This window comes from Nitratireductor rhodophyticola (assembly GCF_019891355.1).
GTDB classification, from domain to species: domain Bacteria; phylum Pseudomonadota; class Alphaproteobacteria; order Rhizobiales; family Rhizobiaceae; genus Nitratireductor; species Nitratireductor rhodophyticola.
The window spans coordinates 165,343-189,116 of record NZ_JAHSSF010000003.1; the positions used below are offsets into that span (position 1 = coordinate 165,343).

23 protein-coding genes and 1 other RNA gene are annotated in these 23,774 nt (G+C 61.7%); 12 read left to right on the top strand and 12 right to left on the bottom strand.

Annotated features, from left to right (window positions below):
- The first annotated feature begins 15 nt into the window (after positions 1-15).
- From KUG85_RS11840 to KUG85_RS11855, 4 genes are all read left to right on the top strand, one after another.
- The gene (locus KUG85_RS11840; RefSeq protein WP_223005380.1) at positions 16-1,500 is read left to right on the top strand and encodes a carboxypeptidase M32; all 1,485 of its coding nucleotides are present in this window, start codon (positions 16-18) and stop codon (positions 1,498-1,500) included.
- Between the two features lie 80 nt (positions 1,501-1,580).
- On the top strand, positions 1,581-3,236 hold the full coding sequence (locus tag KUG85_RS11845) for an FAD-binding dehydrogenase (RefSeq protein WP_223005381.1): 1,656 nt from the start codon (positions 1,581-1,583) through the stop codon (positions 3,234-3,236).
- Between the two features lie 41 nt (positions 3,237-3,277).
- Positions 3,278-3,958 (top strand): GntR family transcriptional regulator, encoded by a 681-nt coding sequence (locus KUG85_RS11850; protein WP_223005382.1) that lies wholly within the window; start codon positions 3,278-3,280, stop codon positions 3,956-3,958.
- A gap of 79 nt (positions 3,959-4,037) precedes the next feature.
- A complete protein-coding gene (locus KUG85_RS11855; RefSeq protein ID WP_065818135.1) occupies positions 4,038-4,727 on the top strand; it encodes a nitroreductase family protein in 690 nt (229 codons plus the stop codon).
- A 206-nt stretch (positions 4,728-4,933) separates the two neighbouring features.
- Here KUG85_RS11855 and KUG85_RS11860 read toward each other — a convergent pair whose 3' ends face one another.
- Positions 4,934-6,739 carry an ABC transporter transmembrane domain-containing protein gene (locus KUG85_RS11860; protein WP_223005383.1) on the bottom strand — a complete coding sequence of 602 codons (1,806 nt, stop codon included), beginning with the start codon at positions 6,737-6,739 and terminating at the stop codon, positions 4,934-4,936.
- Positions 6,740-6,944: 205 nt separating this feature from the next.
- Between KUG85_RS11860 and rpmE the strand changes: the two genes are divergently transcribed.
- Positions 6,945-7,166, top strand: coding sequence for a 50S ribosomal protein L31 (rpmE, locus tag KUG85_RS11865; protein WP_007007091.1), 222 nt, complete (start codon positions 6,945-6,947; stop codon positions 7,164-7,166).
- Positions 7,167-7,202: 36 nt separating this feature from the next.
- Here rpmE and KUG85_RS11870 read toward each other — a convergent pair whose 3' ends face one another.
- Together KUG85_RS11870 and KUG85_RS11875 are read right to left on the bottom strand one after the other, a co-directional pair.
- Complete coding sequence (locus KUG85_RS11870; protein WP_223005384.1) at positions 7,203-7,502, bottom strand: SelT/SelW/SelH family protein; 300 nt, start codon at positions 7,500-7,502, stop codon at positions 7,203-7,205.
- 167 nt (positions 7,503-7,669) lie between these two features.
- Positions 7,670-8,419 carry a YebC/PmpR family DNA-binding transcriptional regulator gene (locus KUG85_RS11875; RefSeq protein ID WP_223005385.1) on the bottom strand — a complete coding sequence of 250 codons (750 nt, stop codon included), beginning with the start codon at positions 8,417-8,419 and terminating at the stop codon, positions 7,670-7,672.
- A gap of 150 nt (positions 8,420-8,569) precedes the next feature.
- Between KUG85_RS11875 and KUG85_RS11880 the strand changes: the two genes are divergently transcribed.
- A complete protein-coding gene (locus KUG85_RS11880; RefSeq protein WP_223005386.1) occupies positions 8,570-9,376 on the top strand; it encodes an MBL fold metallo-hydrolase in 807 nt (268 codons plus the stop codon).
- 108 nt (positions 9,377-9,484) lie between these two features.
- Here the strand turns inward: KUG85_RS11880 and KUG85_RS11885 are convergent, their stop codons facing one another.
- From KUG85_RS11885 to ssrS, 4 genes are all read right to left on the bottom strand, one after another.
- Positions 9,485-10,252: a TerC family protein gene (locus tag KUG85_RS11885; protein WP_065818130.1), complete on the bottom strand. Its 768-nt coding sequence runs from the start codon at positions 10,250-10,252 to the stop codon at positions 9,485-9,487.
- 70 nt (positions 10,253-10,322) lie between these two features.
- Positions 10,323-11,147 (bottom strand): TIGR00282 family metallophosphoesterase, encoded by an 825-nt coding sequence (locus KUG85_RS11890; RefSeq protein WP_223005387.1) that lies wholly within the window; start codon positions 11,145-11,147, stop codon positions 10,323-10,325.
- 151 nt (positions 11,148-11,298) lie between these two features.
- The gene (locus KUG85_RS11895) at positions 11,299-11,880 is read right to left on the bottom strand and encodes a 5-formyltetrahydrofolate cyclo-ligase (protein WP_223005388.1); all 582 of its coding nucleotides are present in this window, start codon (positions 11,878-11,880) and stop codon (positions 11,299-11,301) included.
- Between the two features lie 74 nt (positions 11,881-11,954).
- Positions 11,955-12,111, bottom strand: a non-coding RNA gene (gene ssrS / locus KUG85_RS11900) — 6S RNA.
- Positions 12,112-12,235: 124 nt separating this feature from the next.
- Here ssrS and KUG85_RS11905 point away from each other — a divergent pair.
- The 5 genes from KUG85_RS11905 to KUG85_RS11925 all read left to right on the top strand — a co-directional run bounded on the left by KUG85_RS11905 (position 12,236) and on the right by KUG85_RS11925 (position 15,936).
- On the top strand, positions 12,236-13,072 hold the full coding sequence (locus KUG85_RS11905) for an AAA family ATPase (RefSeq protein WP_065818266.1): 837 nt from the start codon (positions 12,236-12,238) through the stop codon (positions 13,070-13,072).
- A gap of 80 nt (positions 13,073-13,152) precedes the next feature.
- A complete protein-coding gene (locus KUG85_RS11910) occupies positions 13,153-13,599 on the top strand; it encodes a GNAT family N-acetyltransferase (protein WP_223005389.1) in 447 nt (148 codons plus the stop codon).
- Between the two features lie 59 nt (positions 13,600-13,658).
- On the top strand, positions 13,659-14,336 hold the full coding sequence (locus KUG85_RS11915) for a helix-turn-helix domain-containing protein (protein WP_255606385.1): 678 nt from the start codon (positions 13,659-13,661) through the stop codon (positions 14,334-14,336).
- A gap of 32 nt (positions 14,337-14,368) precedes the next feature.
- Positions 14,369-14,740 carry a PIN-like domain-containing protein gene (locus tag KUG85_RS11920; protein WP_255606386.1) on the top strand — a complete coding sequence of 124 codons (372 nt, stop codon included), beginning with the start codon at positions 14,369-14,371 and terminating at the stop codon, positions 14,738-14,740.
- A gap of 5 nt (positions 14,741-14,745) precedes the next feature.
- Positions 14,746-15,936: a vWA domain-containing protein gene (locus tag KUG85_RS11925; protein WP_223005392.1), complete on the top strand. Its 1,191-nt coding sequence runs from the start codon at positions 14,746-14,748 to the stop codon at positions 15,934-15,936.
- A gap of 308 nt (positions 15,937-16,244) precedes the next feature.
- Here the strand turns inward: KUG85_RS11925 and KUG85_RS11930 are convergent, their stop codons facing one another.
- From KUG85_RS11930 to KUG85_RS11945, 4 genes are all read right to left on the bottom strand, one after another.
- The gene (locus tag KUG85_RS11930; protein ID WP_223005393.1) at positions 16,245-17,030 is read right to left on the bottom strand and encodes a glutamine amidotransferase; all 786 of its coding nucleotides are present in this window, start codon (positions 17,028-17,030) and stop codon (positions 16,245-16,247) included.
- A gap of 5 nt (positions 17,031-17,035) precedes the next feature.
- The gene (locus KUG85_RS11935) at positions 17,036-17,500 is read right to left on the bottom strand and encodes a tellurite resistance TerB family protein (protein ID WP_007008384.1); all 465 of its coding nucleotides are present in this window, start codon (positions 17,498-17,500) and stop codon (positions 17,036-17,038) included.
- A gap of 87 nt (positions 17,501-17,587) precedes the next feature.
- On the bottom strand, positions 17,588-19,225 hold the full coding sequence (locus KUG85_RS11940; protein ID WP_223005394.1) for a heme biosynthesis protein HemY: 1,638 nt from the start codon (positions 19,223-19,225) through the stop codon (positions 17,588-17,590).
- 6 nt (positions 19,226-19,231) lie between these two features.
- Positions 19,232-20,716 carry a COG4223 family protein gene (locus KUG85_RS11945; RefSeq protein ID WP_223005395.1) on the bottom strand — a complete coding sequence of 495 codons (1,485 nt, stop codon included), beginning with the start codon at positions 20,714-20,716 and terminating at the stop codon, positions 19,232-19,234.
- Between the two features lie 289 nt (positions 20,717-21,005).
- Between KUG85_RS11945 and KUG85_RS11950 the strand changes: the two genes are divergently transcribed.
- The gene (locus tag KUG85_RS11950; protein ID WP_223005396.1) at positions 21,006-23,060 is read left to right on the top strand and encodes a TonB-dependent siderophore receptor; all 2,055 of its coding nucleotides are present in this window, start codon (positions 21,006-21,008) and stop codon (positions 23,058-23,060) included.
- Here the strand turns inward: KUG85_RS11950 and KUG85_RS11955 are convergent.
- A complete protein-coding gene (locus KUG85_RS11955) occupies positions 23,057-23,773 on the bottom strand; it encodes a uroporphyrinogen-III synthase (RefSeq protein WP_223005397.1) in 717 nt (238 codons plus the stop codon). The genes KUG85_RS11950 and KUG85_RS11955 overlap by 4 nt on opposite strands.
- Position 23,774: the final 1 nt, after the last annotated feature.

Here is a 23,774-nt window from a genome sequence, read left to right on the forward strand (position 1 = left end):
CGTATGAGGAACTTCATGTCCTTCCAGAAACTCGATGACCTTGGCCACAGGCTGGAAGCGCTCGGCCATGCGCTGGCAATTCTCGGTGCGGATGAGGCAACGCATATGGCGCCCGGCGGTGGCGAAGCACGTGCCGAGGCCATGTCCACCCTCGCCGGAATGGCGCATCGTCAGGCCACCGCACCCGAAATCGCCGACTGGATCGAGGCGGCCGGGCAGGAAGACCTGAACGCCGATCAGAAAACGGCGGTCGCGGAATTCCGCCGCCACTACATCAACCTCACCTGCCTGCCATCCGACTTCGTGGAACGCCAGACACGCACCCGCATGCGCTGCGAGCAGCTCTGGCGCGAAACCCGGCCGAAGGGCGACTGGGCCGGTTTCCTGCCGGCTCTCGAAGGCGTTGTCGAGTTGGCGAGGGAAGAGGCTGCGCGTCGCTCCGACGTGCTCGGCCTCGGCCCGTACGATGCGCTGATGGAGCAGTTCGACCCCGGCAACAGAACGGCGGAAATCGCTCCCGTTTTCGAGAATTTGAAAGCGTTTTTGGTTGATTTCGTCCCAAACGCGCTGGAAATCCAGAAAAAGAAACGGGCGAAGAATCCGCTGCGCCCGCTGTCGGGAAACTACCCGGTCGAGCGGCAGCGCGAGCTTGGACTGACGATGATGGCGGCTGTCGGTTTCGACCTGACGCGCGGCAGCCTCTCTGTCTCGCACCACCCGTTCTGCGGCGGCGTTCCGACCGATGTGCGCATCACCACGCGCTATCGCACCGACGAGTTTCTCTCTTCGCTGATGGGCATCCTGCATGAAACCGGCCACGCGCTCTATGAGCAGAACCTGCCGCACGAATGGGCGCACTGGCCGCTCGGCAGGGCGCGGGGCATGGCGATGCACGAAAGCCAGAGCCTGTTTGTCGAAAAACAGATCGGCCGCAACCCGGCTTTCTGGGAATGGGCGCTGCCGGTGGTGGAGCAGCATCTCGGCGAAAAATGGTCGAAAGACGAGATCCTCGCCCATGTGCACCATGTCGAGCGCGGGCTGATCCGTGTCGACGCGGATGAAGTGACCTATCCGCTGCATGTCATCCTGCGCTTCGAACTGGAACAGGATCTGATCGCCGGCAGGCTCGAAGCCCGCGATCTGCCGGAAGCCTGGGACGAAAAGATGAAAGCCTATCTTGGCCTGTCAACGATCGACACGCCGCAGGATGGCCCCATGCAGGATGTCCACTGGCCCTCCGCCGCCTTCGGTTATTTCCCCTCCTACACGCTCGGCGCCATGATCGCCGCGCAGCAGTGGTCGGCGATCGAGAAGGACATTCCAGATGTGAACGAGCAGTTCGCCCGGGGCCAGTTCGAGGCGGTGAACGCGTGGCGGCACGAGAAGATCTGGTCACAGGCCTCCCGGCTCTCCACGCCGGACCTGATCGAACAGGCGACCGGCGAGCCGCTCAACGCGGCGCATTTCACAAGGCATCTGGAACAGCGCTACGGCGCATAGGCACCGGGGCTGCGCTCAATCGCACTTGCTCATCCCATCAAAGCAGCCGACACTCGCCATCGGTCGCTTTGGGAGGAGACATGGCTGATCAATTCGATGCGATCGTCGTCGGCGCCGGCCTCGCCGGACTGGTGGCGGCAGCCGAACTGGCCGACGCCGGCAAGCGCGTTGCACTGCTTGAGCAGGAAGGCGAAAACGGGCTCGGCGGCCAGGCCTTCTGGTCGCTGGGCGGGCTCTTCTTCGTCGGTAGTCCCGAGCAGCGGCGGATGCGCATTGCCGATAGCCGCGAACTCGCCCTGCAGGACTGGATGGGCTCGGCGCAGTTCGATCGTGAAGAAGATTTCTGGCCCCGTAGGGTGGCCGAAGCCTATATCGATTTCGCCGCCGGCGAGATGCGCCCATGGCTCCATGCCATGGGCATGCGCTGGTTCCCAGTGGTGGGCTGGGCGGAACGTGGCGGCAGCCTCGCCGATGGCCACGGCAATTCGGTGCCCCGCTTTCACATCACGTGGGGAACCGGCCCCGGCGTGGTGGAGCCTTTCGCCAGACGGGTTCTGGCCCATGCCAAAGCCGGCCGCATTGCAATGAAATTTCGCCATCAGGCAAGCCGCCTTGTGCGCAGGAAGGGCGCGATCTCCGGCGTGGCGGGCGAAATACTGGAACCTTCGACGGCGGAGCGCGGTCAAAAGTCAGGACGCGACATCGTCGGCGATTTCGAGTTCACTGCCGATGCCGTGATCGTCGCCTCCGGCGGCATTGGCGGCAATCTGGACCTGGTGCGCAGAAACTGGCCGACGAAACGGCTCGGCCCCGCACCGAAGACAATGATCGCCGGCGTCCCGCATCATGTCGACGGCCGCATGATCGGCATTGCCCGAAAAGCGGGCGCGGCAACCATCAACACCGACCGCATGTGGCACTATACGGAAGGCGTGAAGAACTGGGCGCCGATCTGGCCCGATCACGGCATTCGCATTCTTCCAGGCCCTTCTTCGCTCTGGTTCGATGCCGAAGGCAACCGCCTTCCCGCGCCCTGCATGCCGGGTTTCGACACGCTCTCAACACTGAAGCACATTCTTGGGACCGGCTACGACTATTCCTGGTTCGTGCTGACCCAGAAGATCATCGAGAAGGAGTTCGCTCTCTCTGGCTCCGAGCAGAATCCGGACTTGACGTCAAAGCGCTGGATCGAGGTATTGAAAAGCCGCCGCGGCAAGGGCGCGCCACCACCGGTGGAAGCGTTCAAGAAGAAAGGCGAGGATTTCATCGTCCGCGACGATCTGAAATCACTGGTAGAAGCCATGAACACGCTCGCAGGCAAACCGCTGATCGATCATGACCGGCTCAAGGCGCAGATCGACGCGCGCGACCGCGAGATCGGCAACGCCTTTTCCAAGGACGCGCAGGTGACCGCCATTCGCGGCGCGCGCGCCTATCTCGGTGACAGGCTGGTGCGCACCGCCCGACCGCACAGGATACTTGATCCTGCCAGCGGGCCGCTGATCGCGGTGCGGCTGCACATCCTCACCCGCAAGACACTGGGTGGACTGCACACCAATCTCGACAGCCAGGTGCTGGATGAGGACGGCGAGCCCATTCCCGGTCTCTACGCCGCCGGAGAGGTGGCGGGCTTCGGCGGTGGCGGCTATCACGGTTACAACGCACTGGAAGGCACCTTCCTGGGCGGCTGCATCTTTTCCGGCCGCAACGCCGGCCGCCACGCCGCCGGCTGCTGAACAGGCTTGCCAGACGGTCGCTCCCGGCACACTGTCTCCCAATGGAAGAGACCGATTCCCGATCCACCGTGGAGATCGTTGCCACCGCTGTGACAGAAGCCGTGCGCACCGGGCGGCTCGTGCCCGGCCAGCGGCTGACCGAAAGTGAGTTTACCAGCCGGCTCGGCGTCTCACGCTCCTCCCTGCGCGAAGCGTTTCGCCGTCTGACTGCGGACGGGCTCCTCTCGGCTGAACCCCATCGCGGCGTTGCCGTGCGGCAGCTCTCGCGCCCCGAGGTGGACAATCTGTTTCAGGTGCGCGGTGCGCTGGAAGCGCTCGCGGTGAAACTCGCCCTTCCCGCGCTTCACCGGGCACCCGCTTCCCTGATCGACATTCAGCACGGCCTGGACGCCGCCGCAGAAGCGGGCGACATGAACCGGTTCTCGGAGCTGAACGCCCGCTTTCACCGCCTGTTTCGGGAGACGGCGAACAACCCGCTTCTGAACGAGACACTGACGAGGCTTTCCAACTCGCTCTATTGGCTGCAGTTCCGTATTCTGGTGGACAGGCAACAGGTGTTTGAAACCAACCGGCAGCACCAGCGTCTGACTGAATGCGTAAAGGCCAATGATGCATCCGGCGCGGAAGCAGCGATGCTCGGCCATATCGAAAACGCAAGAACCCTGATCCAGTCGCTGCCCGACGACCATTTCGCGCAGGTTTCCACCACCCAGACCGATTAAGCCGGGCAAGACTTGACGCCGAAACCAGAACGTTGGATTGTCCGACAATAATATAAGACAATCGGGAGGAGATGCTCATATGAGCACGCAGCCAGTTCAGGAATACCGTCCCGTACCCCTGCCGGACTACCAGGAGCTTCCGCTTGACGAGATGCGCCGACGCGCGCAGGCCTTCTACGACGAGATCCGCACCCGGCATACGGTGCGCGACTTTTCCTCCCGGCCCGTCCCGCGCGACATCATCGAGACCTGCATCAGGGCTGCAGGCACGGCACCCAACGGCGCAAATCATCAGCCCTGGCATTTCGCCGTGATTGGCGATCCTGCCGTGAAAAAGCAGATCCGCGAAGCAGCCGAAGTCGAGGAGAAGGCGTTCTATGAAGGCCGCGCCGGCGAAGAATGGCTGCAGGCACTGGCGCCACTCGGCACGGATGCGAGCAAGCCGTTTCTGGAAGAGGCACCGTGGCTGATCTGCGTGTTCGGCGAGCGCCGCAGCCGCTCTGCCGATGGTGTGAAGCGCAAGAATTACTATGTGCCCGAATCGGTCAGCATCGCCACGGGTTTTCTGATCGCAGCCCTGCACCGGGCGGGGCTCGCCACGCTGACCCACACACCCAACCCGATGAGCTTCCTCAACGAACTGTGCGGCCGAGACCCGCACGACAAGCCCTATATTTTGATGGTGGTCGGTTATCCGAAAGAGGGTGCAACGATTCCCGAACATGCGATGGAAAAGAAGCCGCTGGAGGAGATCGCCACCTTCCTCTGAGAGGTAGAAAGAACATGGGTCCTCGAAAGGAGGATGACGAGGGGCGACAAAAGGAGGTTCCTGCGCAACGGACCGGCAACGGGGCTCGTGTCGGTCTGCAAGCGCTTCAAGGCGAGACACTCCGCTCTTTCGTCATGCCCGGAATGACCGGGCACCCATGCCCGTCCCCCGACGGGGAAGCCGACTTCACTCCTCCTGAAACGACTCTACTCCGCAGCCTCCCCAAAGGCATTGAACTGCAGGCTTGCAAGCTGTGCATAGACGCCTCCTGCCGCCACGAGCTCGGCATGTGTGCCTTCTTCAACAATGTGCCCCTCATCCATCACGAGAATGCGGTCGGCCTTCAGGACCGTCGATAGCCGGTGAGCGATGACGAGCGTGGTGCGTCCCTTCATCAGATGTTCCAGCGCCTGCTGCACCAGCGTCTCGCTTTGCGAGTCGAGCGCCGATGTCGCTTCGTCGAGAAGCAGGATCGGCGCATCACGCAATATCGCGCGCGCAATGGCCATGCGCTGACGCTGGCCGCCCGACAGGGTGACACCGCGCTCGCCCACCGGTGTGTCGTATCCGTTTGCCAGTTCGCTGATGAAGTCATGCGCCAGTGCGGCTTTGGCTGCAGCCTCGACTTCGGCACGTGTGGCGTCCGGCCGGCCAAAGGCAATGTTCTCCGCCGCACTGGCGGCAAAAATAGTGACATCCTGCGGAACGATTGCCATACGACCACGCAGGGCCTGCGGATCGGCCTTGCGCGCGTCGACGCCGTCCACCCGGATCAAGCCGGAATCGGGATCGTAATACCGCAGGAGCAGCGAGAAGAGTGTGGTCTTGCCCGCGCCTGACGGACCGACAATGGCGACCGTTTCCCCCGGTTCCACAGAAAATGCAAGACCGTGAATGGCGGACCGGTCCGGCCGGGTCGGATAGGCGAAAGACACGTCCTCGAAGGCCACGGCCCCACGTGCGGGGTCGGGCAGCGCGACCGGATTGGCTGGTGCCGTGATGACCGGCTCTTCGGCCAGAAGCTCGCTCATGCGCTCGGCAGCACCGGCCGCCTGCGAAAGTTCGCCCCAGACTTCGGACAGAGCACCCAGCGCGCCCGCCGCAAGCACCGAATAGAGCAGGAACTGTCCGAGCGTCCCCGGTGACATCGCACCCGACAGCACATCACGCGAACCGAACCACAGCACGGCCACAACCGAGCTGAAGGTCATGAAGATGGCAAAGAAGGTAAGAAAGGACCGCGCGAGGATGGAAGACCGCGCCGCTGCAAACGCCGTCTCGATTGCCCTGGAAAACTTCCCCCGCGCCACCGCTTCGCCCGTAAAGGCCTGAAGCGTCCGCATCGCACCGATCTGCTCGCCCGCATAGGCCGTGGCATCGGCCAGCGTGTCCTGCGCAAACCGCGACCGCCGGCGAACGGAGCGGCCAAAGGCCACCAGCGGCAGCACGATGACGGGGATCGCCGCCACGACGAGCAGCGAAAGCCGCGGGCTCGTGACGACCATCATGCCGACGGCCCCCAGCCCCATGATCACATTGCGCAGCGCCTGGGAGATCGTGGCGCCTACGGCGGATTTGACCTGCGTCGCATCGGCAGAAATGCGCGAGACAATCTCGCCCGACTGAACCGTGTCGAAAAAGCCGGGAGACAGGCGCATCACATGGTCGAACACGTCGCGCCGGAGATCGCTGACGACACGCTCGCCAAGTGTGATGACGAAGAAATAGCGGCCCGCCGAGGCAACGGCCAGCACGGCGGCCACCACGATCAGCATGGAGAAGTAATTGGCAATGAAGATCGAATCCGATTCCGAAAAACCGTGATCGATCATGCGGCGCACGGCGAGCGGAAGCGTGAGCGTTGCAATGGCCGCGATGACGAGGAAAAATCCAGCGCAGGCAGCAAGACCGCGATAGCGTCCGACATAGGGCAGAAGGCGCCTGAGCGGCTTGAGAGACCGCCGCTTCGCTGCCTGTTGCCTCTCATCCGACGCCGTTTGTGTGCGCGCCATTGGCTTTCCCTTTTTCACACCATGCCCGAGAGCGGCAATTTGTACGCCGCTCAACTCTTGTCTTGTCGCCGGACCTGATGTATAGGCTCGCCAACCAATTCCGAAGCCGTAGCCTTCCTTGGCCACGGCTTCAAGTTTTCAGGATGGGTGCAATTGCCGCAAGTGCGGAGTGGATTGTCACCCCGACCAAATTCAGGACAAGCCGATGAAAGCCGATATTCATCCCGACTATCACACGATCAAGGTCGTCATGACGGACGGCACCGAGTATGAAACCCGCTCCACCTGGGGCAAAGAGGGCGACACGCTTCAGCTTGACATCGACCCGTCCACGCACCCGGCCTGGACCGGCGGTCAGCAGTCGCTGATGGACCGCGGTGGCCGCGTCTCGAAATTCAAGCAGCGTTACCAGGGCCTCGGCATCTAAGCCGCCCTATCGCAGCAGATATCGCAAAAACCCGCCTCACAAGGGCGGGTTTTTTGTTGCCGCCCTGTCGATGTGTCCAAGGTCACGTTCCGGGTCGATCACGTCACGCACGCGCTGCTTGAGCGTCTTGGCGTCCGGAAAGCCGCCGTCATGCTTGCGCTCCCAGATGAGGATGCCGTTGCAGGTGACCTCGAAAACGCCGCCCGTGCCCGGACGCAGCGCCACTTCCGAAAGCTCTGTGGAAAAGGTGGAGAGCAGCTCCTGCGCGAGCCACGCGGACCGCAGGAGCCACTGGCACTGGGTGCAATAGGTAATCACGACGCGATGCTCTTTCATGCCACCCCGTCCCTATAGCAATTCCAGGAAAAGTGGAGACCGGTTTTCCGTCCGGAATTGCGTGAAAACAAGCAGTCAGACCGCATTGTCGATTCCTCGAAACGCTGAAGCGGTCCAGCCATTCGCCAGCGGGTACTGCCGGACACCCATGCCCGGCAGAAGCGCAGTCAGGCCGCGCTGAGTTTTGCGAGCGTTTCGTCATCCACCTCGAAATTGGCGTAGACGTTCTGCACGTCATCGTCGTCTTCAAGGGTGGCAACCAGTTTGAGGATCGACTGCGCACGCTCTTCATCGACGGGCGTTCCGGTCTGCGGGCGCCAGATCGCCTTGACGGATTCGGCCTCGCCCAGCGAGGCTTCCAACGCCGCAGTGACATCGCCAATGTCCTCGAAGGCACAGGTGATGACGTGGCCGTTCTCATCCGACTGGACGTCTTCGGCGCCAGCCTCGATGGCGGCTTCCATCACGGTGTCGGCATCGCCCTTGTCGGCCGGATAGATGATCTCTCCGACGCGGTCGAACATGAACGCCACCGAGCCAGTCTCGCCGAGCGATCCGCCGGCCTTGGTGAAGGCGGCGCGAATGTTGGAGGCAGAGCGGTTGCGGTTGTCGGTCAGTGCCTCGACGATCACGGCGACGCCACCCGGGCCGTAGCCCTCATAGCGCACCTCGTCATAGTTTTCCGCATCGCCGCCTGCCGCCTTCTTGATGGCGCGCTCGATGTTGTCCTTCGGCATGGACTGGGCCTTGGCGTTCTGGATGGCCAGGCGCAGGCGCGGGTTCATCGCCGGGTCGGGCAGTCCCATCTTGGCAGCGACGGTGATTTCGCGCGCCAGTTTGGAAAACATCTTCGAGCGAACGGCATCCTGCCGGCCCTTGCGGTGCATGATGTTCTTGAATTGGGAATGACCGGCCATGGGGCTCCTTCTCACGGTCTTTTGAATGCAACGGAATAACGCCGCCTTATAGTGAAAATGCCGGCCAACGTCCAGAACCGCCGGCAGCCAAACGTGGCGCATTGCCGCGCTTTGCCGTACCATCGCCCCCTGCTCACACGGGAGATGCAGATGAATGCCTTCCGACTGACCGCAAGCTTACTGACATTTCTGCTCGCACCGCTGGCCGCCGCATGGGCGCAAAGCGAACGGCCAAGCACCTGCCTTGCCATGGCGCAGGCCGCGCCCGGCGTGATCTACGCCTCGTTTGCCACCCCCACCGCTGCAAGCGCCGAACCGGTTGACATCACCTATGCGGGACACTCCACCTACATCATCGAGACGCCCGCCGGCGTGACCATCGCCACCGATTTTTCGGGTGCCCATGGTGCCAGTCCGGTGCCGCGCGTCGTCACCATGAACAAGGCGCACGGCACCCATTTCACCCGCAATCCCGACCCGGCCATCGAGCATGTGCTGCCGGGCTGGAACCCGGAAGGCGGGCCGGCCCGGCATTCGCTTCTCGTGGAAGACGTCTATATCCGCAACGTGACCACCGACATCCACCGCTATGGCGCCATGGAGCCGGACGCCAACTCCATCTTCATCTTCGAGGTGGCGGGCCTGTGCATCGGCCATCTGGGACATCTGCACCACAGGCTCGACGACAGCCACTATGCGGCAATCGGCAGGCTCGACGTGGTGATGGTGCCCGTCGATGGAGGGCTGACGCTCTCGCTCGACGGCATGAGCGAAATCGCGCGCCGGCTTTCCTCGTCGGTCATCCTGCCAATGCACCGTCATTCCACGCCGCTCAGCGCCTTCACAAGCAGAATGGGCGGTGGCTTCGAACTGGATTTCCGCGAGGGACGGACGATCACCGTGGCGCTCGACAACCTGCCACGGCGACCGACCATCGTCATCCTGGACGGCGTGTAACGCGGCCTGAAGCGTGTCCGCTTTTCGTTGAATTGCAGACACTCTCCATCTTGTTTTTTGTTCGCAATTCCGAACGGAAAACCAGTTTCCACTTTTCCTGGAATTGCTCTATTCAGCCGAACCCTCCGCCAGCGCCTTTTCGCGTGTCCTCTTGCGCCGCGCCATCATGTTGAGCCCCTCCACCAGCGCCGAGAAGCCCATGGCGGCGTAGATATAGCCCTTGGGCACATGGAAGCCCATGCCGTCCGCGATCAGCGTCATGCCGATCATCAGCAGGAAGGCGAGCGCCAGCATAACCACAGTCGGGTTGGCTGCGATGAAGCGCGACAGCGGCTCCGCGGCGATCAGCATCACGGTTACGGCCGAGATGACAGCAATGAACATGATCGCGATCTCATCGGTCATGCCGACGGCGGTGATGATGGAATCGATGGAGAAAACCAGGTCGAGAAGCAGGATCTGAACGATGGCGGCACCGGCCGTCATCGTGACCTTGCCCATCATATTTTCCTTGCCGTCGTCGGGATCGACCGAATGGTGAATTTCCTTCGTGGCCTTCCAGACGAGGAAGAGACCGCCGGCGATCAGGATCAGATCGCGCCACGAGAAACCGTGGCCGAACAGTTCGAACACGGGCTCGGTGAGCTGCACGATGATGGAAATGGTGGCGAGCAGCGCCAGTCGCAGGATCAGGGCCGCGCTGATGCCGATGCGCCGTGCCCGCGCCTGCTGCTCCTGTGGCAGCTTGTTCGTCAGGATGGAGATGAAGATCAGATTGTCGATGCCGAGAACGATCTCCAGCACCACCAGGGTCACAAGCGCGACCCAGGCTTCCGGATTGGAGACAAACTCGAAGTGACCGGCAAGCCATTCCATTGCAGCACCCCTCGCTGGCAATTGTTCAAAATATAGCGTTTCGCAGAGTTATGCGTGCACGCGCCCAGCGTCAACGCCAGAAGGCGGGAACGGTTTCCTCAAGCCGGGGACCGAGCCGCAATGGGGCAATCTTCTCGCAAAGCCCGGTGCGGTCGGAAATCTCCAGTGCGACACCGCAAATGGTGGCAGGGCCGGACGCGGCCTCGAAGCGCCCCTTGGGCACTTTCGCGGTGAAACGGTTCAGCGGTTCTTCCTTGTCCATGCCAAGCGAGGAATCGTAATCGCCGCACATCCCGGCATCGGAGAGATAGCCGGTGCCGCCATTGAGGATCTGGTGATCGGCGGTCGGCTGGTGCGTGTGCGTGCCCACGACGAGGCTCGCACGCCCATCGACGAAGTGACCGAAACACATCTTCTCGGACGTGGCCTCGGCATGAAAATCGAGAATGACGGCATCGGCCTGCTCGCCCAGCGGACAGGCGGCCAGCACATCTTCAACGCAGGCGAAGGGATCGTCGAGCTCGGGATGCATGAAGACCCGGCCCATGATGTTGGACACCAGAACCCGCGCGCCATTGCGCGCGATGTAGACACCCGACCCCCGGCCCGGCGTGCCCTTGGGAAAATTCGCCGGCCGCAGGAAGCGCTCCTCGCGCGGGGCGAAAGTCAGCGCCTCGCGCTGGTCCCAGACATGGTTGCCTGTCGTCACCACGTCGGCGCCGGCATCGAGCGTAGCCCGGAAAATCTCTTCGGTGATGCCGAAACCGCCCGCCGCGTTCTCGCCATTCACCACAACGAAATCCAGCCGGAAATCGGAAATCAGGCCGGGGAGCTTTTCCCAGACCGCCGAGCGGCCGGCACGGCCAACCATATCGCCAAGAAACAAAAATCTCATGCGCCGCTTCTAGAGCATCGGACCGAAAAGTGGAATCCGGTTTTCGGATTATTCCGATGCTCCATTGATAGTCCAGATCGTCCTTTGTGCGTCCGGATGGACGCACGGCGATCTTGAACAAGTCTGGCACTGGTGAAAAGCCCAAATGCCCCTACCCGCCATTGAAACGCCGAAGGCCTGTTTCGGTTAGGATCTCGCAAAGAGGCTGGTCATGCGCCTCGTCGGGCACGTGTTCGACTTGCTGGCAGTCAAAGGCGATGCCGATCAGGCGTGGCCTGCATCCCTTGGCCTTAAGCCGCGCTATGGCTCGATCGTAATAGCCCGCCCCATAGCCGATGCGATGGCCGCGTGCATCGAAGGCCGCGAGCGGCACCAGCATCACATCGGGATCGAGCACCGGTGCTTCTTCATCCGGGCCCATGGTTCCGAACCCCATATCGACCATCGGCACACCGGGCAGATATTCGCGGAAAACGATAGTGGTTTTGTCGAGAATGGCCGGCAGCGCGATGCGTGCACCACGTGCGGCAAGTGCGGTCATCAGCGGACGCACGTCCATCTCCGAGCGCATCGGCCAGAAGCCGGAGACCACGCCCCCCGACGAAGGCGCCAGCGCATCCGCATGGGCGGCAAGCTGCTGCCCCACATCCACGCGCCACGCGGCATCCAGCGCGTCGCGGCGCGCAAGCGCAGCGGCACGGAGTTCTTTTTTCAGATCGCGGGAGGTGTTCATGCGGAATGGTGTGTGGCGTGTCTCGACATCACGCGACGATAATCAGGCAAACCGCAGAGAGCAAAGGGAAAGAGTGGCGATCCACGGCGACCGATGGAATACACGATCCCGGGAACCTACAAAGTAGGTGGGCGCCGTGTAGCCAAGCCCACGGGCGAGACCAGGGACAGCTCCCTTAAGGATCGATAAGGCCCCGGGGAATTAGATTCCTGTCGGGAAGCGCAGACCGCATGCGCAATATAGTCTTCCGTCCCCGGCTTCGCCAGAGGCATTCGCGCACTTGCGCCAGCAAAATTCACCCAATAGGGTCGCGCTCGAATTTTGGGCTGGAACAACACCGCAAGGACTGATGCGCATGCGTTTTGAAGGCACGGCGGATTACGTCGCCGACAAGGATCTGATGGTGGCCGTGAACGCGGCAATCGCGCTGGAGCGCCCGCTTCTGGTGAAAGGCGAACCCGGCACCGGCAAGACCGAGCTTGCCAAGCAGGTGGCGGCAGCGCTCGGGCTTGATCTGATCGAATGGCATGTCAAATCCACCACACGCGCACAGCAGGGTCTTTACGAATACGACGCCGTCTCGCGGCTGCGCGACAGCCAGCTCGGCGATGAGCGCTTCAACGACATCAAGAACTACATCAGGCGCGGAAAACTGTGGGAAGCCTTCGCGGCAGACCGCAAGACCGTTCTCCTGATCGACGAGATCGACAAGGCCGACATCGAGTTTCCCAACGACCTGTTGCAGGAGCTCGATAAGATGGAGTTCTTTGTCTACGAGACCGGCGAGACGGTGAAGGCGATCCACCGCCCCATCGTCATCATCACCTCGAACAATGAGAAAGAGCTGCCGGACGCCTTTCTGCGCCGCTGCTTCTTCCACTATATCCGCTTTCCCGATGCCGAGACGCTGGCCGACATTGTCGAGGTTCACTATCCCGGCATCAAGAAGAACCTGGTTTCAGCGGCCCTCAGCCAGTTTTATGAAATCCGCGAGGTACCGGGGCTGAAGAAAAAGCCCTCCACCTCCGAGGCGCTGGACTGGATCCGGCTTCTGGTTTCAGACGATGTAGAGCCGGAAGACCTGCGCGGCGAGGCAAAGAACGCCCTGCCCCGCCTGCATGGCGCTTTACTGAAGAACGAGCAGGACGTTCACCTCTTCGAAAAACTCGCCTTCATGGCGCGGCGGCAATAGGCGCAAAGCCTCCACGTTCCTGGCCCTTGTCAGACACGCGGGCCTGGCCCGACAGTGCCGCGGAGAAGAGGGAGAACACCATGACCGACACCACTATCCGCCCGCTCGCAAAAACCGACGAAGCCGAATGGCGCCGGCTCTGGACGGACTATCTGACATTCTACAAGACGAGCGTGCCGGAAGAGGTTTATGCGACCACTTGGAAGCGGCTCTTCGATGATGGCGAATACGAACCCAATGGCCTGATCGCCGAGGTGGATGGAAAGCCTGTCGGCCTTGTCCATTACATGCTCCACCGCACCTGCTGGACGGTGGGCAACAACTGCTATCTGCAGGATCTCTACGCCGACCCCGCCGTGCGCGGAAAGGGCATCGGTCGGGCGCTGATCGAGGCGGTCTACGAAAAGGCGGACGAGGCCGGCGCGGCAAATGTCTACTGGATGACGCAGGACTTCAACGAAACCGCCCGCAAGCTCTATGACCGGATCGCTAAACTGACACCCTTCATCAAGTACCAGCGGAGCTAGGGATTCATTTCGATCCTGCATCGTGATAAACTGCGTGCTGTATGAGAGGATGCATGCATATGAACAATGATAACCTCGTTGGCATAGGTGTTTACACACCTGCGGAAGCCTCTCGGTTGCTGGGTGTCCCAAGTCGGAAGATTTCCCGATGGCTCAAAGGGCATGAAATTAAGGGCAGGCGCTATGAACGGCTCTGGCGCCCTCAGGTGGATATCGGTGACGATCGGGTCTATCTGGGCTTCCGTGATCTAATGGAAATGCGTACAGCCTTTGCATTCATGCAGGCTGGCGTCAGTGCCATTATGATCCGGAAAGCGATAGAAGAAGCAAAGAAATATGTGGCAGACGAACGACCGCTCTCAACCACCCGATTTCAAACTGACGGTAGATCGATCTTTCTCGAAGTTGCTGATGAGAATGACGACCCGAAACTGCTTGACCTATTCAAGAAACAATACACCTTCAAACGGATTGTAGATCAGAGCCTTAAAGGTGTGGAGTTTGACGGAATTGCACCATCACGCTGGTGGCCTCTGTCCAAGCAGAAAAAGATAGTTGTCGACCCACAACGTTCATTCGGGCAACCAATCGATACAGAAAGTGGCATCCCTACAGCAGTACTGGCCTCGGCAGCCAATACGGAAGGTTTGGATCGCGCAGCCAAGAACTGGTTTGTAACGCCCGCTACGGTCAAACGTGCGGTCGAATTCGAACATTCGCTTCGCAAGGCCGCATGAGGGTCTTGTTTGACAATTGTACATCGCCGGTCATGGCGACCACACTGAACGGCTTCATCGTCAACGATGGACATAGCGCCACGCACATCCGCGATCTACCTCTATCGCACCCAACCGACATCGAATGGATGTCTTATCTTTCAAACAGCTCCGACGAATGGCTGGTCATCACCGGCGATCAGCGCATCCGGAAAAACAAAGCGGAGGCGCAAGCGTTTCGGAGAGCAAATCTCCGAGGTGTTGTGCTATCTTCAGCATATCAACGGACTCCCATGCATCGATGTTGCGCTGTTGTCGTGCATCAATGGCCAGCATTGATTGATACAATAGAGAAGTTCGACCCGCCATTTCTGCTCGAAATGAGCATCAACTTCAGCGGCAAATTCAAGCAGCTAAGTTTTTAACGAAAATGTTCATCCCATTCTTCCTCGAGCTGAAGGCCGCGCGCGTTCCCGTTTCGCTGCGCGAATATCTTTCGCTGCTGGAGGGGATGGAGAAGGAGCTTGTCTCCCATGATGTCGAGGCGTTCTATTATCTCGCCCGCGCCGCGCTGGTGAAGGACGAGCGGCATATCGACCGTTTCGACCAGGTGTTTTCGCATGTCTTCAAGGGTGTCGAAGCGGTGTCGGGCGGGGACAGCGTCGCCCCGCAGGCGATCCCCGAGGAATGGCTGCGCAGGCTGGCCGAAAAGCACCTCAGCGAAGAAGAGAAGAAGCTGGTCGAGGCCATGGGCGGCTTCGAGAAACTGATGGAGACGCTGAAGGAGCGTCTTGCCGAGCAGAAGAACCGTCATCAGGGCGGCAACAAGTGGATCGGCACTGCAGGTACTTCGCCTTTCGGCGCCTATGGTTACAATCCTGAAGGCGTGCGTATCGGGCAGCATGAATCGCGTCACCGCCGTGCGGTAAAGGTGTGGGACAGGCGCGAGTTCAGGAACTTCGACGATGCGGTGGAACTGGGCACGCGCAACATCAAGGTTGCCCTGAAGCGGCTGCGCCGCTGGGTGCGCGAGGGCGCGGAAGAGGAGTTCGACCTGCCCGGCACGGTGCAGGCCACCGCCGAACACGGCTATCTGGATGTCAAAACCCGGCCGGAACGGCGCAACGCGGTGAAGCTCCTGATGTTCTTCGATGTGGGCGGCTCGATGGACGATCACATCCGCATTGTGGAAGAGCTGTTTTCGGCGGCGCGCGCCGAATTCAGGCACATGGAATATTTCTACTTCCACAACTGCCTCTATGAGGGTGTGTGGAAGGACAACCGCCGCCGCTATTCCGAAGTGACCCCCACTTTCGATGTGCTCCACAAATTCGGGCCTGACTACAAGGTGATTTTCGTCGGCGACGCCTCGATGAGCCCTTACGAGATTGCCTATCCGGGCGGCTCGGTGGAGCACTGGAACGAGGAAGCAGGCCATGTGTGGCTGAACCGCGTTCTCCAGCAGTGGCCAAATGCGGCGTGGCTGAATCCAGTTCCGGAAAAGCACTGGCGCTACACGCACTCCATCCAGATGCTGCAGGAAATATTCTCAGGCCGCATGTATCCGATGACGCTCGCCGGGCTGGAAGCGGCCACGCGAGAGCTTTCGCGCCGGCATTGAGTGCGGGTCAAGGTTTACGCCGAATACCCCCCTCTGTCCTGCCGGACATCTCCCCCTCAAGGGGGGGATCAATCGGGTCATTGAGTTCGCTAGTCACCAAGGCTTTTTGCAGTCAGGCGGAATCACCTGACGTCCGCATAAATACGAAAAAACAGATAGATAGAACGGAGTGGCGTTTCCGTGAAACGGTGAACCGCTCCAACGCTGGTAGGTAGGTGCCTTGGGTACTTCAGCCAATCTCCCCCCTTGAGGGGGAGATGCCCGGCAGGGCAGAGGGGGGCCAATGCCGCGCTCAATCTTTCCTAAGCCTAGGCCACGCCCCTGCGTCCGACCATGCGTCGGCCCACGGGATGCTGCCCTTTCGCTTCGTCTCCTGTCTGAAGCGTTCCGGCGCATTCGCGCCCGAAAATCAGTTCCAGAAATTCCGCCAGCCACTGTTTCAGATGCCGGTCCCAGATGAGCCGCCCGCCCAGATGATCGCGCCCCTGCTGGGCACCGGGCATGACGAAACGATGCGCACCGCGCACCACCCAGCGCTGCATCATGGCGCGGGTCAGTTCGGCATGAAACTGCACCCCCCAGGCGTTTTCGCCATAGCGGAAAGCCTGATTGGGATAGTGTTCGGCGGTGGCGAGAAGCGTGGCATCCTTCGGCAGAGAAAAGCCTTCACGGTGAAACTGGTAGACCATTTCGGGCCAATGCATGAGCTTGCGTCCGGCTTCCGTGGCGCGCAACGGATACCAGCCGATCTCCACTAGCCCGTCATCGTGGCTCTTCACATGCCCGCCCAGATGCTTCACCAGCAATTGCGCCCCGAGGCAGATGCCGAGAAAGGGCTTGTTCTCCCGTAAAGGCACGGAAAGCCAGTCGGTCTCGCGCTTTACAAAATCATCATGATCGTTGGCGCTCATCGGGCCACCGAACATCACCACGCCCGCGTGGCCTTCAAGCGTTTCAGGCAAGGTGTGGCCCAGCGGCGGGCGGCGGATATCCAGCGAGAATCCGCTTGCCTGCAACACCTGGCCGACACGCCCCGCGCTCGAGGTTTCCTGATGCAGAACGATCAAAATCCTGCGGCTCGGGTCGATCTCCATGGCGTTCAGCTCTTGGCGTACTTCTCTTGCATTTCCTGACGCAGGATCACCCTGTCCCGGTTGTCGACGCCGATAAGCTCGGCCACGCGCCAGACAAGGTTATCCTCCAGCTCGTGCATCTCGCCATCGGCGAAGACGATGCCCCACATCAGGCCGATGAAGGCCTTGCGCGCATCCGCGTCCAGATGCCGTTTCAGAACGCTGGTGAAGGCATAAAGGTCGATCGCCTCCTGCTCCGCCTTCTCCCCGGCCCTGAGGAGCTTCTCGAGCTCCGCACCAGTCACATTGTAGGTGCTGGACAGGGTTTCCTTGAGCTTCTCGACTTCGGACGCCTCGCGGATACCATCGGCATCGAGCACGTGAAACAGGAGTGCGGCAGCGGCCACGCGCGGGTCATCTTCCGGTTTCAGAGCCGTTTGCCGGCTGTTGCCTGGAAGGTCTTTCAGAAAGGACAGGATACTGTCGAACATGAGCGCCTGCGGTTCGGGTCAATTGGGGGAAGCGATCCGCCCCGGAGCGGCCCGGGCGAACCCGGGGCGAATCGCCGTGTCTCAGACTTAGAATAGGCGGAAGGGGCTCTGCGTCGAGCTGTCCTTGTCGTCCGGGTCCACGCCGGGATCATCGGGAAGTGGCGGTTTGGCAGGATCATCCTTCTTTGCGGACGCTGCCTTCTGCCCGTTGACCGGTGCGGTTTCCGCAGGCGGCTCGGGCTTTTCCGGTTTCGCCACCGCCTCTGCGGCAGCGTCAGCCGGCTTCGCTTTCTGCGGCTTCTCAACCTCAACGGGCTCCGCCTCGATCACCACCGGTTCGGCTTCTGCCTTGGCCGGTTCATCCGCTTCTTCTCCTTTCGGCGCGGCAATGGCGGGGGCGGGCGAGAAGTCCTCCTCGCCTTCCACCACCTGCGCAAGCCGTTCCATCGGCATGCGCCACTCGAAGGCATCGAGCTTGCCGGTGACGGGCGAGACCGGCGCCCAGCGCTCGGCCACATAGCCATCGGCCACCCAGGCGGGATCGCGCGGCGCACGCAGCGCCTTTGCCAGCCACTGGCGCACGCGGCCCTGATCCCCGGTCTCGGCTTCCTCGATGTCGGCCATAAGCAGATAGACGCTTTCGCGCGGCCCGAGGCGGGCGGCGGCCTCGCAGGATTCGCGTGCCAGCCTGTATTCGCCGGCATCAAGGGCGGCACGACCGACGACCAGCGCCGATTCCACATTGTTGCGCTTTAACGACTGAAGCTTTTTGGCGCGCGCCAACCTGTCCTGTGTGGAATCGCCGGGGCGCGCATGGATATACGCGTCGGCGATCTCGGGATGCGGTTCCTTTTTCCAGACGGTTTCAAGGACCTTGGACCCCTTGCGCAGCTCGTTCTGGCGGAAGAGCGCCCTGGCCGCCGTCACAGCCGCCGGAACGAAATCCGGTCGCAGCTTGTGCGCTTCCAGAGCCGTGGTGCGGGCAACCTGCGGATCGGCGTCGAGCACGTCCATGGCCTTGGCCGTGAGCAGCACGGCACGACGGCTGGCGACGCTCTCGCGCGCATCCTTGCCCGTCGCTCTGCGGCTGTCGAGCAGCTTCAGCGCTCCGTCCCAGTCACCCTCGCCGGTCTTGCCCTCAAGTGCGGCATTCACCGCCCATTCGAGCTGCGGTGCATTCTCCACCGCACGCTCGGCATAGTGGCGCGCGGCCTCGCGTTCACCCAGTCGCTCGGCTTCGAGGTAGAGCCCGCGCAGCCCCAGAAGGCGCATTTCGGGATCGTCGAGCATGGCGGTGAACTTGTCGCGCGCCGCCTGCCGGTCGCCATCGAGAAGCGCAGCCTGCGCGTCGAGCAGGTGAATAAGCGGCTCCTGATCTGAAGAGATGAGCTTGGCCGCCTGCTGGCTCATGCGTCTTGCAAGGCCGCCATCGCCGGCGCCCGCGGCAATCATGCCGGTGGAGAGCGCCTGATAGCCGCGATCGCGGCGGCGCACGCGGAAATACCGGGCGACGGTGTAGGGGCTCGTCCAGATGCTGCGGATCAGCCACCAAAGGATCATCACCGCCGCGACGATGGCAACGATGGCAACCGCAGCCACCATGAGGGAAACCTCGTAGCGATAGCCCGCAAAGGTGACGACAAGATCGCCCGGGCGCTCGGCCAGCCAGGCAAAGCCCAGCCCCAGCAGGAAGACAACAACAAGGTAGAAAAGAATTCGGAACATCTGCGCTTATGCCCCCTTCAGCGCATCGGCGAGCGCTCTGTTCAATATCTGGTCGGCAGCCTGGCGGGCCCGAAGTCTCTCCGCAAAATCGGCGGCAGCCTCTTTACCAGCTTCCGGCAGCGTCTCGTATTCGGCAAGTGCCTTTTCATAATCGTTTGCGACAACGGCCGCTTCCATTCGCGCGGCAATCGCATCCGGCCCGTCGCCCTCGACGCTCCCCACGGGCCGCACCACCACGAGCGAACGGGCGCTCGCCATCAGGCTGTCGATGATGCCACCCTCGCCTTCAACGGTCTGGCGCGTGACCGCGGCGACGATGCGGCTCGCCACTTCGGGCGCCTCGGCAGCAAGCGTGGCGCGGCTCGGCACACCGGTTGCCGCATTCGCCTCAAGCGGCGCGAGCGCCTCGGCCTCGCCCTCCGGGGCAATCGTGGTGTAGGTCTCGAGTTCGCTGGCATAGGGTGTGCCACGCTCAACAGCCGATTTGAGCGTCGTTGCGGCGATGACAAGCGCCATGCGCGGCGTATCGCCCTCTTCGGCGACCTGCGCTTTCAATGCATCGAGTTCGCTTTTGAGCGTGGAAAGAACCGTTGCATTATCGGACGCTGACTGGCTGGCCGCGCGGGCCGCTTCGGATGCGCCCTGAATGCTCGTCTCCATAGCGGAAAGCCGCGAGGTCACGCCCTCCAGCGCCGCACCGGCATCACCATCAGGAGAATGGCTCTGTGTCTGCTCTTCAAGCGCCGCGAGCCTCTGGGAGAGCGCTTCGAGCCCCGGGCCTTCGCCGGCTTCGCCTGACGAGATCGATTCACGCAGCGCCGTGATCTCGTTGCCCAGTTCGGCAAGGCGCTGCTCGGTCGCGCCGGCGCGCTCCCGGGCCTCGCTCAATGCGGTTTCAAGCGCTTCGCCATCGCCGCCGGCGGCAGGCTGTTCGTTCAACCTGCTCTCAAGCGCGCTCACCTGTTGGCGCAATGCCTCGACCCCAGGGTCGACCGCATCGCTCCCTCTCTCCGGAGCTGGCAGAATACCGGCCCACTGCAGGCCGCCGGCAAGCGCAAGCGCCACGACACCACCGACAACACCGCCGGCAAGTGCCCGGCCGGCCCCACCGCTTTTGGCCGACGCAGGGGCGGAAGCCGCAGGCTTCTCGGATTTCTTGGCAGAATCGTCGTTACGCGCACCGGCATCGCCCGTCTTTGCGTCACGCCCGAAGCCGGCCTCCTTCGACGCAGGTTTAGCCCTGGACCCGGTTGTGGCCGTCTCGCCTTTGGACGCGTCCGAACCGGTGGACTTTGCAGCCGCTTCAGCCTTCGCCGTCTCCGGTTTCGCTTCAGCAGGCTTTTGCGCTTCCGGCCCGGCCGTCTGTCTGCCTGTCTCGCCGGATGCGTCAGGCCTGTCTACCGCCTCCCGCTTCACCTGATCGGGATCCAGATCGATCGTCACCGGCTCCTTCTGGGATTTGGAATGACGCGTTCTCGGCGTTTTGACCATCAGGCAACTCCACTGCAAAAGGCGGTTCCTGCACTATGTGCAGTGCATATAAGTTCCTATCACACCCGGATGTGGTGAAAACAGGGGCAGCGACAAAAGAGAGCGCGTCTTTAGAGCACCCCACACAGCCTCTGCAATAAAAAGTTGTGCTTTCCCCGCAGCACACTTCCAAAAGTGAAGAACTATAACTTGATAAATGTAATCATATTAAATAGTGACGTGCGGGACTGCCGATCCCAGCAGCGGCCAGGCGCAGTCATTTTGCGAACAGCCGGCTGGAGATTCAACAATGGCATTACGATTCTGGATTACTTTGGCTGGGGCTGCGCTCACCAGCCAGTTGGCCAGCGCACAGGAAACGACCCATCTGGATCGACTGGTCGTTGAGGGAGATGCGCTGGGCACGGGCGGACAGAGAGGGCCGACCATCGCTCAGGACAGCACGACCGCGACGAAAAGCGATACGCCGATCCTTGAGACACCACGATCGGTCTCGGTCGTCACCGAGCAGTTGATGGCCGATCAGGGCGTCCAGAATGTTCAGGACGCCCTCACCTATAGCGCCGGCGTGTATGGCGCAGCGTTCGGCTTCGACACCCGTGGTGACTGGGCGCGCATTCGCGGCCTGGAGCCGGAAGATTACCGCGACGGGCTGAAGCGCCAGTTTGGCAGCTACAACAACACCCGCCCTCATCCTTTCATGCTCGAACGCGTCGAGGTTCTGAAAGGTCCGGCCTCGGTTCTCTACGGCCAGGGTTCGCCCGGCGGCATCGTCAACCTTGTCAGCAAGTTACCGAAGGAGGAGACCCGGCGTGAGATTTTCGCTTCCTACGGCAGTCACAATCGCAAGGAAGTCGGCATAGACTTAACGGGCAGGATCGATGAGAACGCCACCCTCCTCTATCGCATGGTGGGTGTCTGGCGAGACAGCGACACGCAGGTCGATTTCGTTCCCGACGATGTCTATGCGCTCGCCCCCTCGATCACATGGCAGCCGACAGACGACACCAGCCTGACGCTGCTTGCCAATCTGCAGCGCAACAAATCCGCACCCACGAACCAGTTTTTCCCCTGGCAGGGAACTCTGCTTCCTGCACCCAATGGCCCCATCCCCACGAACCGCTTTGTGGGAGAACCGGGCTGGGACCGGTACGACACGAAACAGGCGGCGATCACCGCGATCTTCGATCACCGCTTCAACGAAACCTGGAGTGTCAGCGCCCGCATGCGCTACAGCGACAGCGAGGCGCAGTATGACAGCATCTATGCTGCCTTTCCGCCCGTTATCAATCCAGACGGGCGTACGCTGAACCGTGTCGCCTATTCGAGTGACGCCAGCGCGCAGGTCTTCACGGCCGACACACATGCGAAGGCCGAGTTCGACACCGGCGCGCTCGCTCACCGTCTCACCCTCGGCCTCGACTACCAGAGGGCCACCACCGAGAACGACTATTTCTATGGGGCTGGTGGACAGATCGACCTGTACGACCCTGTTTATGGAAACCTGCCTTCCGGTCTCGCCTATTTCGATTTCGATCCGGCCACAACACGCCAGACCGGTATCTACCTCAGCGATCAGATCAGGTTCGGAAACGGGTGGATCGCCTCGGCGGGCCTGCGTTACGATTCTGTGCGCGATGCCGCCGGCAACAGTGACGGTGAACTCTCGAAGGACTTCGGACTTGTCTACGAATTCGACAACGGTCTGGCCCCCTATGTCAGCTACAGCGAATCCTTCAAGCCGGTCACCGGCACAAACTTTTACGGCGAGGCGTACAAGCCGCTGCGCGGACGCCAGTTCGAGGTCGGCCTGAAGTATCAGCCACCCGGCACCCCGTCCCTGTTCACCGCGTCCGTCTTCCAGATCAATCAGGAAAATATGCTGGTTTCGGATCCCGCCAACCCGCTGAACAGGGTTCAGCTCGGCGAAGCGCGCATTCGCGGCCTCGAACTCGAAGCGCGCACAAAATGGCGTGATTTCGAACTGCTCGCCAACTACACCTATCTCGACACCCGCAGTGAAACCGGCCACAGGCTGAGCGCGGTGCCCGACCACATGGCCTCGGCATGGGCAAGCTACCGGCCAATGGGAGACTGGGAGGGCTTCAAGGCGGGCTTCGGCCTGCGCTACATCGGCGAGACTTGGGATGGCGCAGACGGCCTGAGCACCGACCCGTTTTTGCTCGCAGACGCAATGATCGGGTATGAGACCGAAGACTGGGATGTGACGCTGGCCGCGCGCAACCTGTTCGACAAGACCTATGTGTCGAGCTGCCTTGCACGAGGCGACTGCTTCTATGGCGACCGGCGCACGGTCAACCTGACAGTCGCCAGAAAATTCTAGCCCGTTAGAGCCGGCAGCAGGGCCAGGAGACTGTCTTCCGAAGGGAAATCGGCGACAGCCATCTCCGGCCCCGCTTCCACCCTCAAAGCCCCGGCGATCCGCGAAGAAAGGCAGTAGAAGCACGCACCGTGGAAGCGGTGCTGAAGAACAGGACGTTCTAGGAGACTGGAAAGCCGTGCTGCACCATTGGCCGAATAGACAAGCACATGATCGACAGGACGATCGCCAAGACGCGCCTGCACTTCATCGTCGGTCGGCGTCAACGGCAGAGTGTCGTAGATCTCGATAAGGCGTGGCCTGTGTCCGGCCTCAAGAAGCCGCGTTTCGAGCACGTCACGGCGCACCCGCCCGCAAAGCACCGTCACATGGCTGGGGACTTTGAAAGCGGCATTCATGCGCACCGCCAGCCGCTCCGCATCGCCCGCCTCGTCATCGACCACATTGAGCCCGGCAGCACGCGCTGCGTCACCCGTGCGGCGACCCACGGCAAAGACGGGTTTACCTATCAAAGCGTCGAAGATGGATTGCGGTGCATGGCGGATGGCGTTGGGGCTGGTGACAGCCACAGCATCCACACTCCCGGTGGAAATGGCGGGGTGAAGCGGCACAGTCTCCGTGAGCGGCAGGACGAGTGGCTCGAACCCCATCTCAACAAGCCTGGCTGCCGTTTCCGATGCGCCCGGCTCCGGGCGCGTGACCAGCACCCGCCGCATC

Excerpts from the sequence above, each read along its gene's own strand:
- KUG85_RS11840 (WP_223005380.1), top strand. The coding sequence starts at position 16 with ATGTCCTTCCAGAAACTCGATGACCTTGGCCACAGGCTGGAAGCGCTC.
- KUG85_RS11845 (WP_223005381.1), top strand. The coding sequence starts at position 1,581 with ATGGCTGATCAATTCGATGCGATCGTCGTCGGCGCCGGCCTCGCCGGA.
- KUG85_RS11850 (WP_223005382.1), top strand. The coding sequence starts at position 3,278 with ATGGAAGAGACCGATTCCCGATCCACCGTGGAGATCGTTGCCACCGCT.
- KUG85_RS11855 (WP_065818135.1), top strand. The coding sequence starts at position 4,038 with ATGAGCACGCAGCCAGTTCAGGAATACCGTCCCGTACCCCTGCCGGAC.
- KUG85_RS11860 (WP_223005383.1), bottom strand. The coding sequence starts at position 6,739 with ATGGCGCGCACACAAACGGCGTCGGATGAGAGGCAACAGGCAGCGAAG.
- rpmE (WP_007007091.1), top strand. The coding sequence starts at position 6,945 with ATGAAAGCCGATATTCATCCCGACTATCACACGATCAAGGTCGTCATG.
- KUG85_RS11870 (WP_223005384.1), bottom strand. The coding sequence starts at position 7,502 with ATGAAAGAGCATCGCGTCGTGATTACCTATTGCACCCAGTGCCAGTGG.
- KUG85_RS11875 (WP_223005385.1), bottom strand. The coding sequence starts at position 8,419 with ATGGCCGGTCATTCCCAATTCAAGAACATCATGCACCGCAAGGGCCGG.
- KUG85_RS11880 (WP_223005386.1), top strand. The coding sequence starts at position 8,570 with ATGAATGCCTTCCGACTGACCGCAAGCTTACTGACATTTCTGCTCGCA.
- KUG85_RS11885 (WP_065818130.1), bottom strand. The coding sequence starts at position 10,252 with ATGGAATGGCTTGCCGGTCACTTCGAGTTTGTCTCCAATCCGGAAGCC.
- KUG85_RS11890 (WP_223005387.1), bottom strand. The coding sequence starts at position 11,147 with ATGAGATTTTTGTTTCTTGGCGATATGGTTGGCCGTGCCGGCCGCTCG.
- KUG85_RS11895 (WP_223005388.1), bottom strand. The coding sequence starts at position 11,880 with ATGAACACCTCCCGCGATCTGAAAAAAGAACTCCGTGCCGCTGCGCTT.
- KUG85_RS11905 (WP_065818266.1), top strand. The coding sequence starts at position 12,236 with ATGCGTTTTGAAGGCACGGCGGATTACGTCGCCGACAAGGATCTGATG.
- KUG85_RS11910 (WP_223005389.1), top strand. The coding sequence starts at position 13,153 with ATGACCGACACCACTATCCGCCCGCTCGCAAAAACCGACGAAGCCGAA.
- KUG85_RS11915 (WP_255606385.1), top strand. The coding sequence starts at position 13,659 with ATGAACAATGATAACCTCGTTGGCATAGGTGTTTACACACCTGCGGAA.
- KUG85_RS11920 (WP_255606386.1), top strand. The coding sequence starts at position 14,369 with ATGGCGACCACACTGAACGGCTTCATCGTCAACGATGGACATAGCGCC.
- KUG85_RS11925 (WP_223005392.1), top strand. The coding sequence starts at position 14,746 with ATGTTCATCCCATTCTTCCTCGAGCTGAAGGCCGCGCGCGTTCCCGTT.
- KUG85_RS11930 (WP_223005393.1), bottom strand. The coding sequence starts at position 17,030 with ATGGAGATCGACCCGAGCCGCAGGATTTTGATCGTTCTGCATCAGGAA.
- KUG85_RS11935 (WP_007008384.1), bottom strand. The coding sequence starts at position 17,500 with ATGTTCGACAGTATCCTGTCCTTTCTGAAAGACCTTCCAGGCAACAGC.
- KUG85_RS11940 (WP_223005394.1), bottom strand. The coding sequence starts at position 19,225 with ATGTTCCGAATTCTTTTCTACCTTGTTGTTGTCTTCCTGCTGGGGCTG.
- KUG85_RS11945 (WP_223005395.1), bottom strand. The coding sequence starts at position 20,716 with ATGGTCAAAACGCCGAGAACGCGTCATTCCAAATCCCAGAAGGAGCCG.
- KUG85_RS11950 (WP_223005396.1), top strand. The coding sequence starts at position 21,006 with ATGGCATTACGATTCTGGATTACTTTGGCTGGGGCTGCGCTCACCAGC.
- KUG85_RS11955 (WP_223005397.1), bottom strand. The coding sequence starts at position 23,773 with ATGCGGCGGGTGCTGGTCACGCGCCCGGAGCCGGGCGCATCGGAAACG.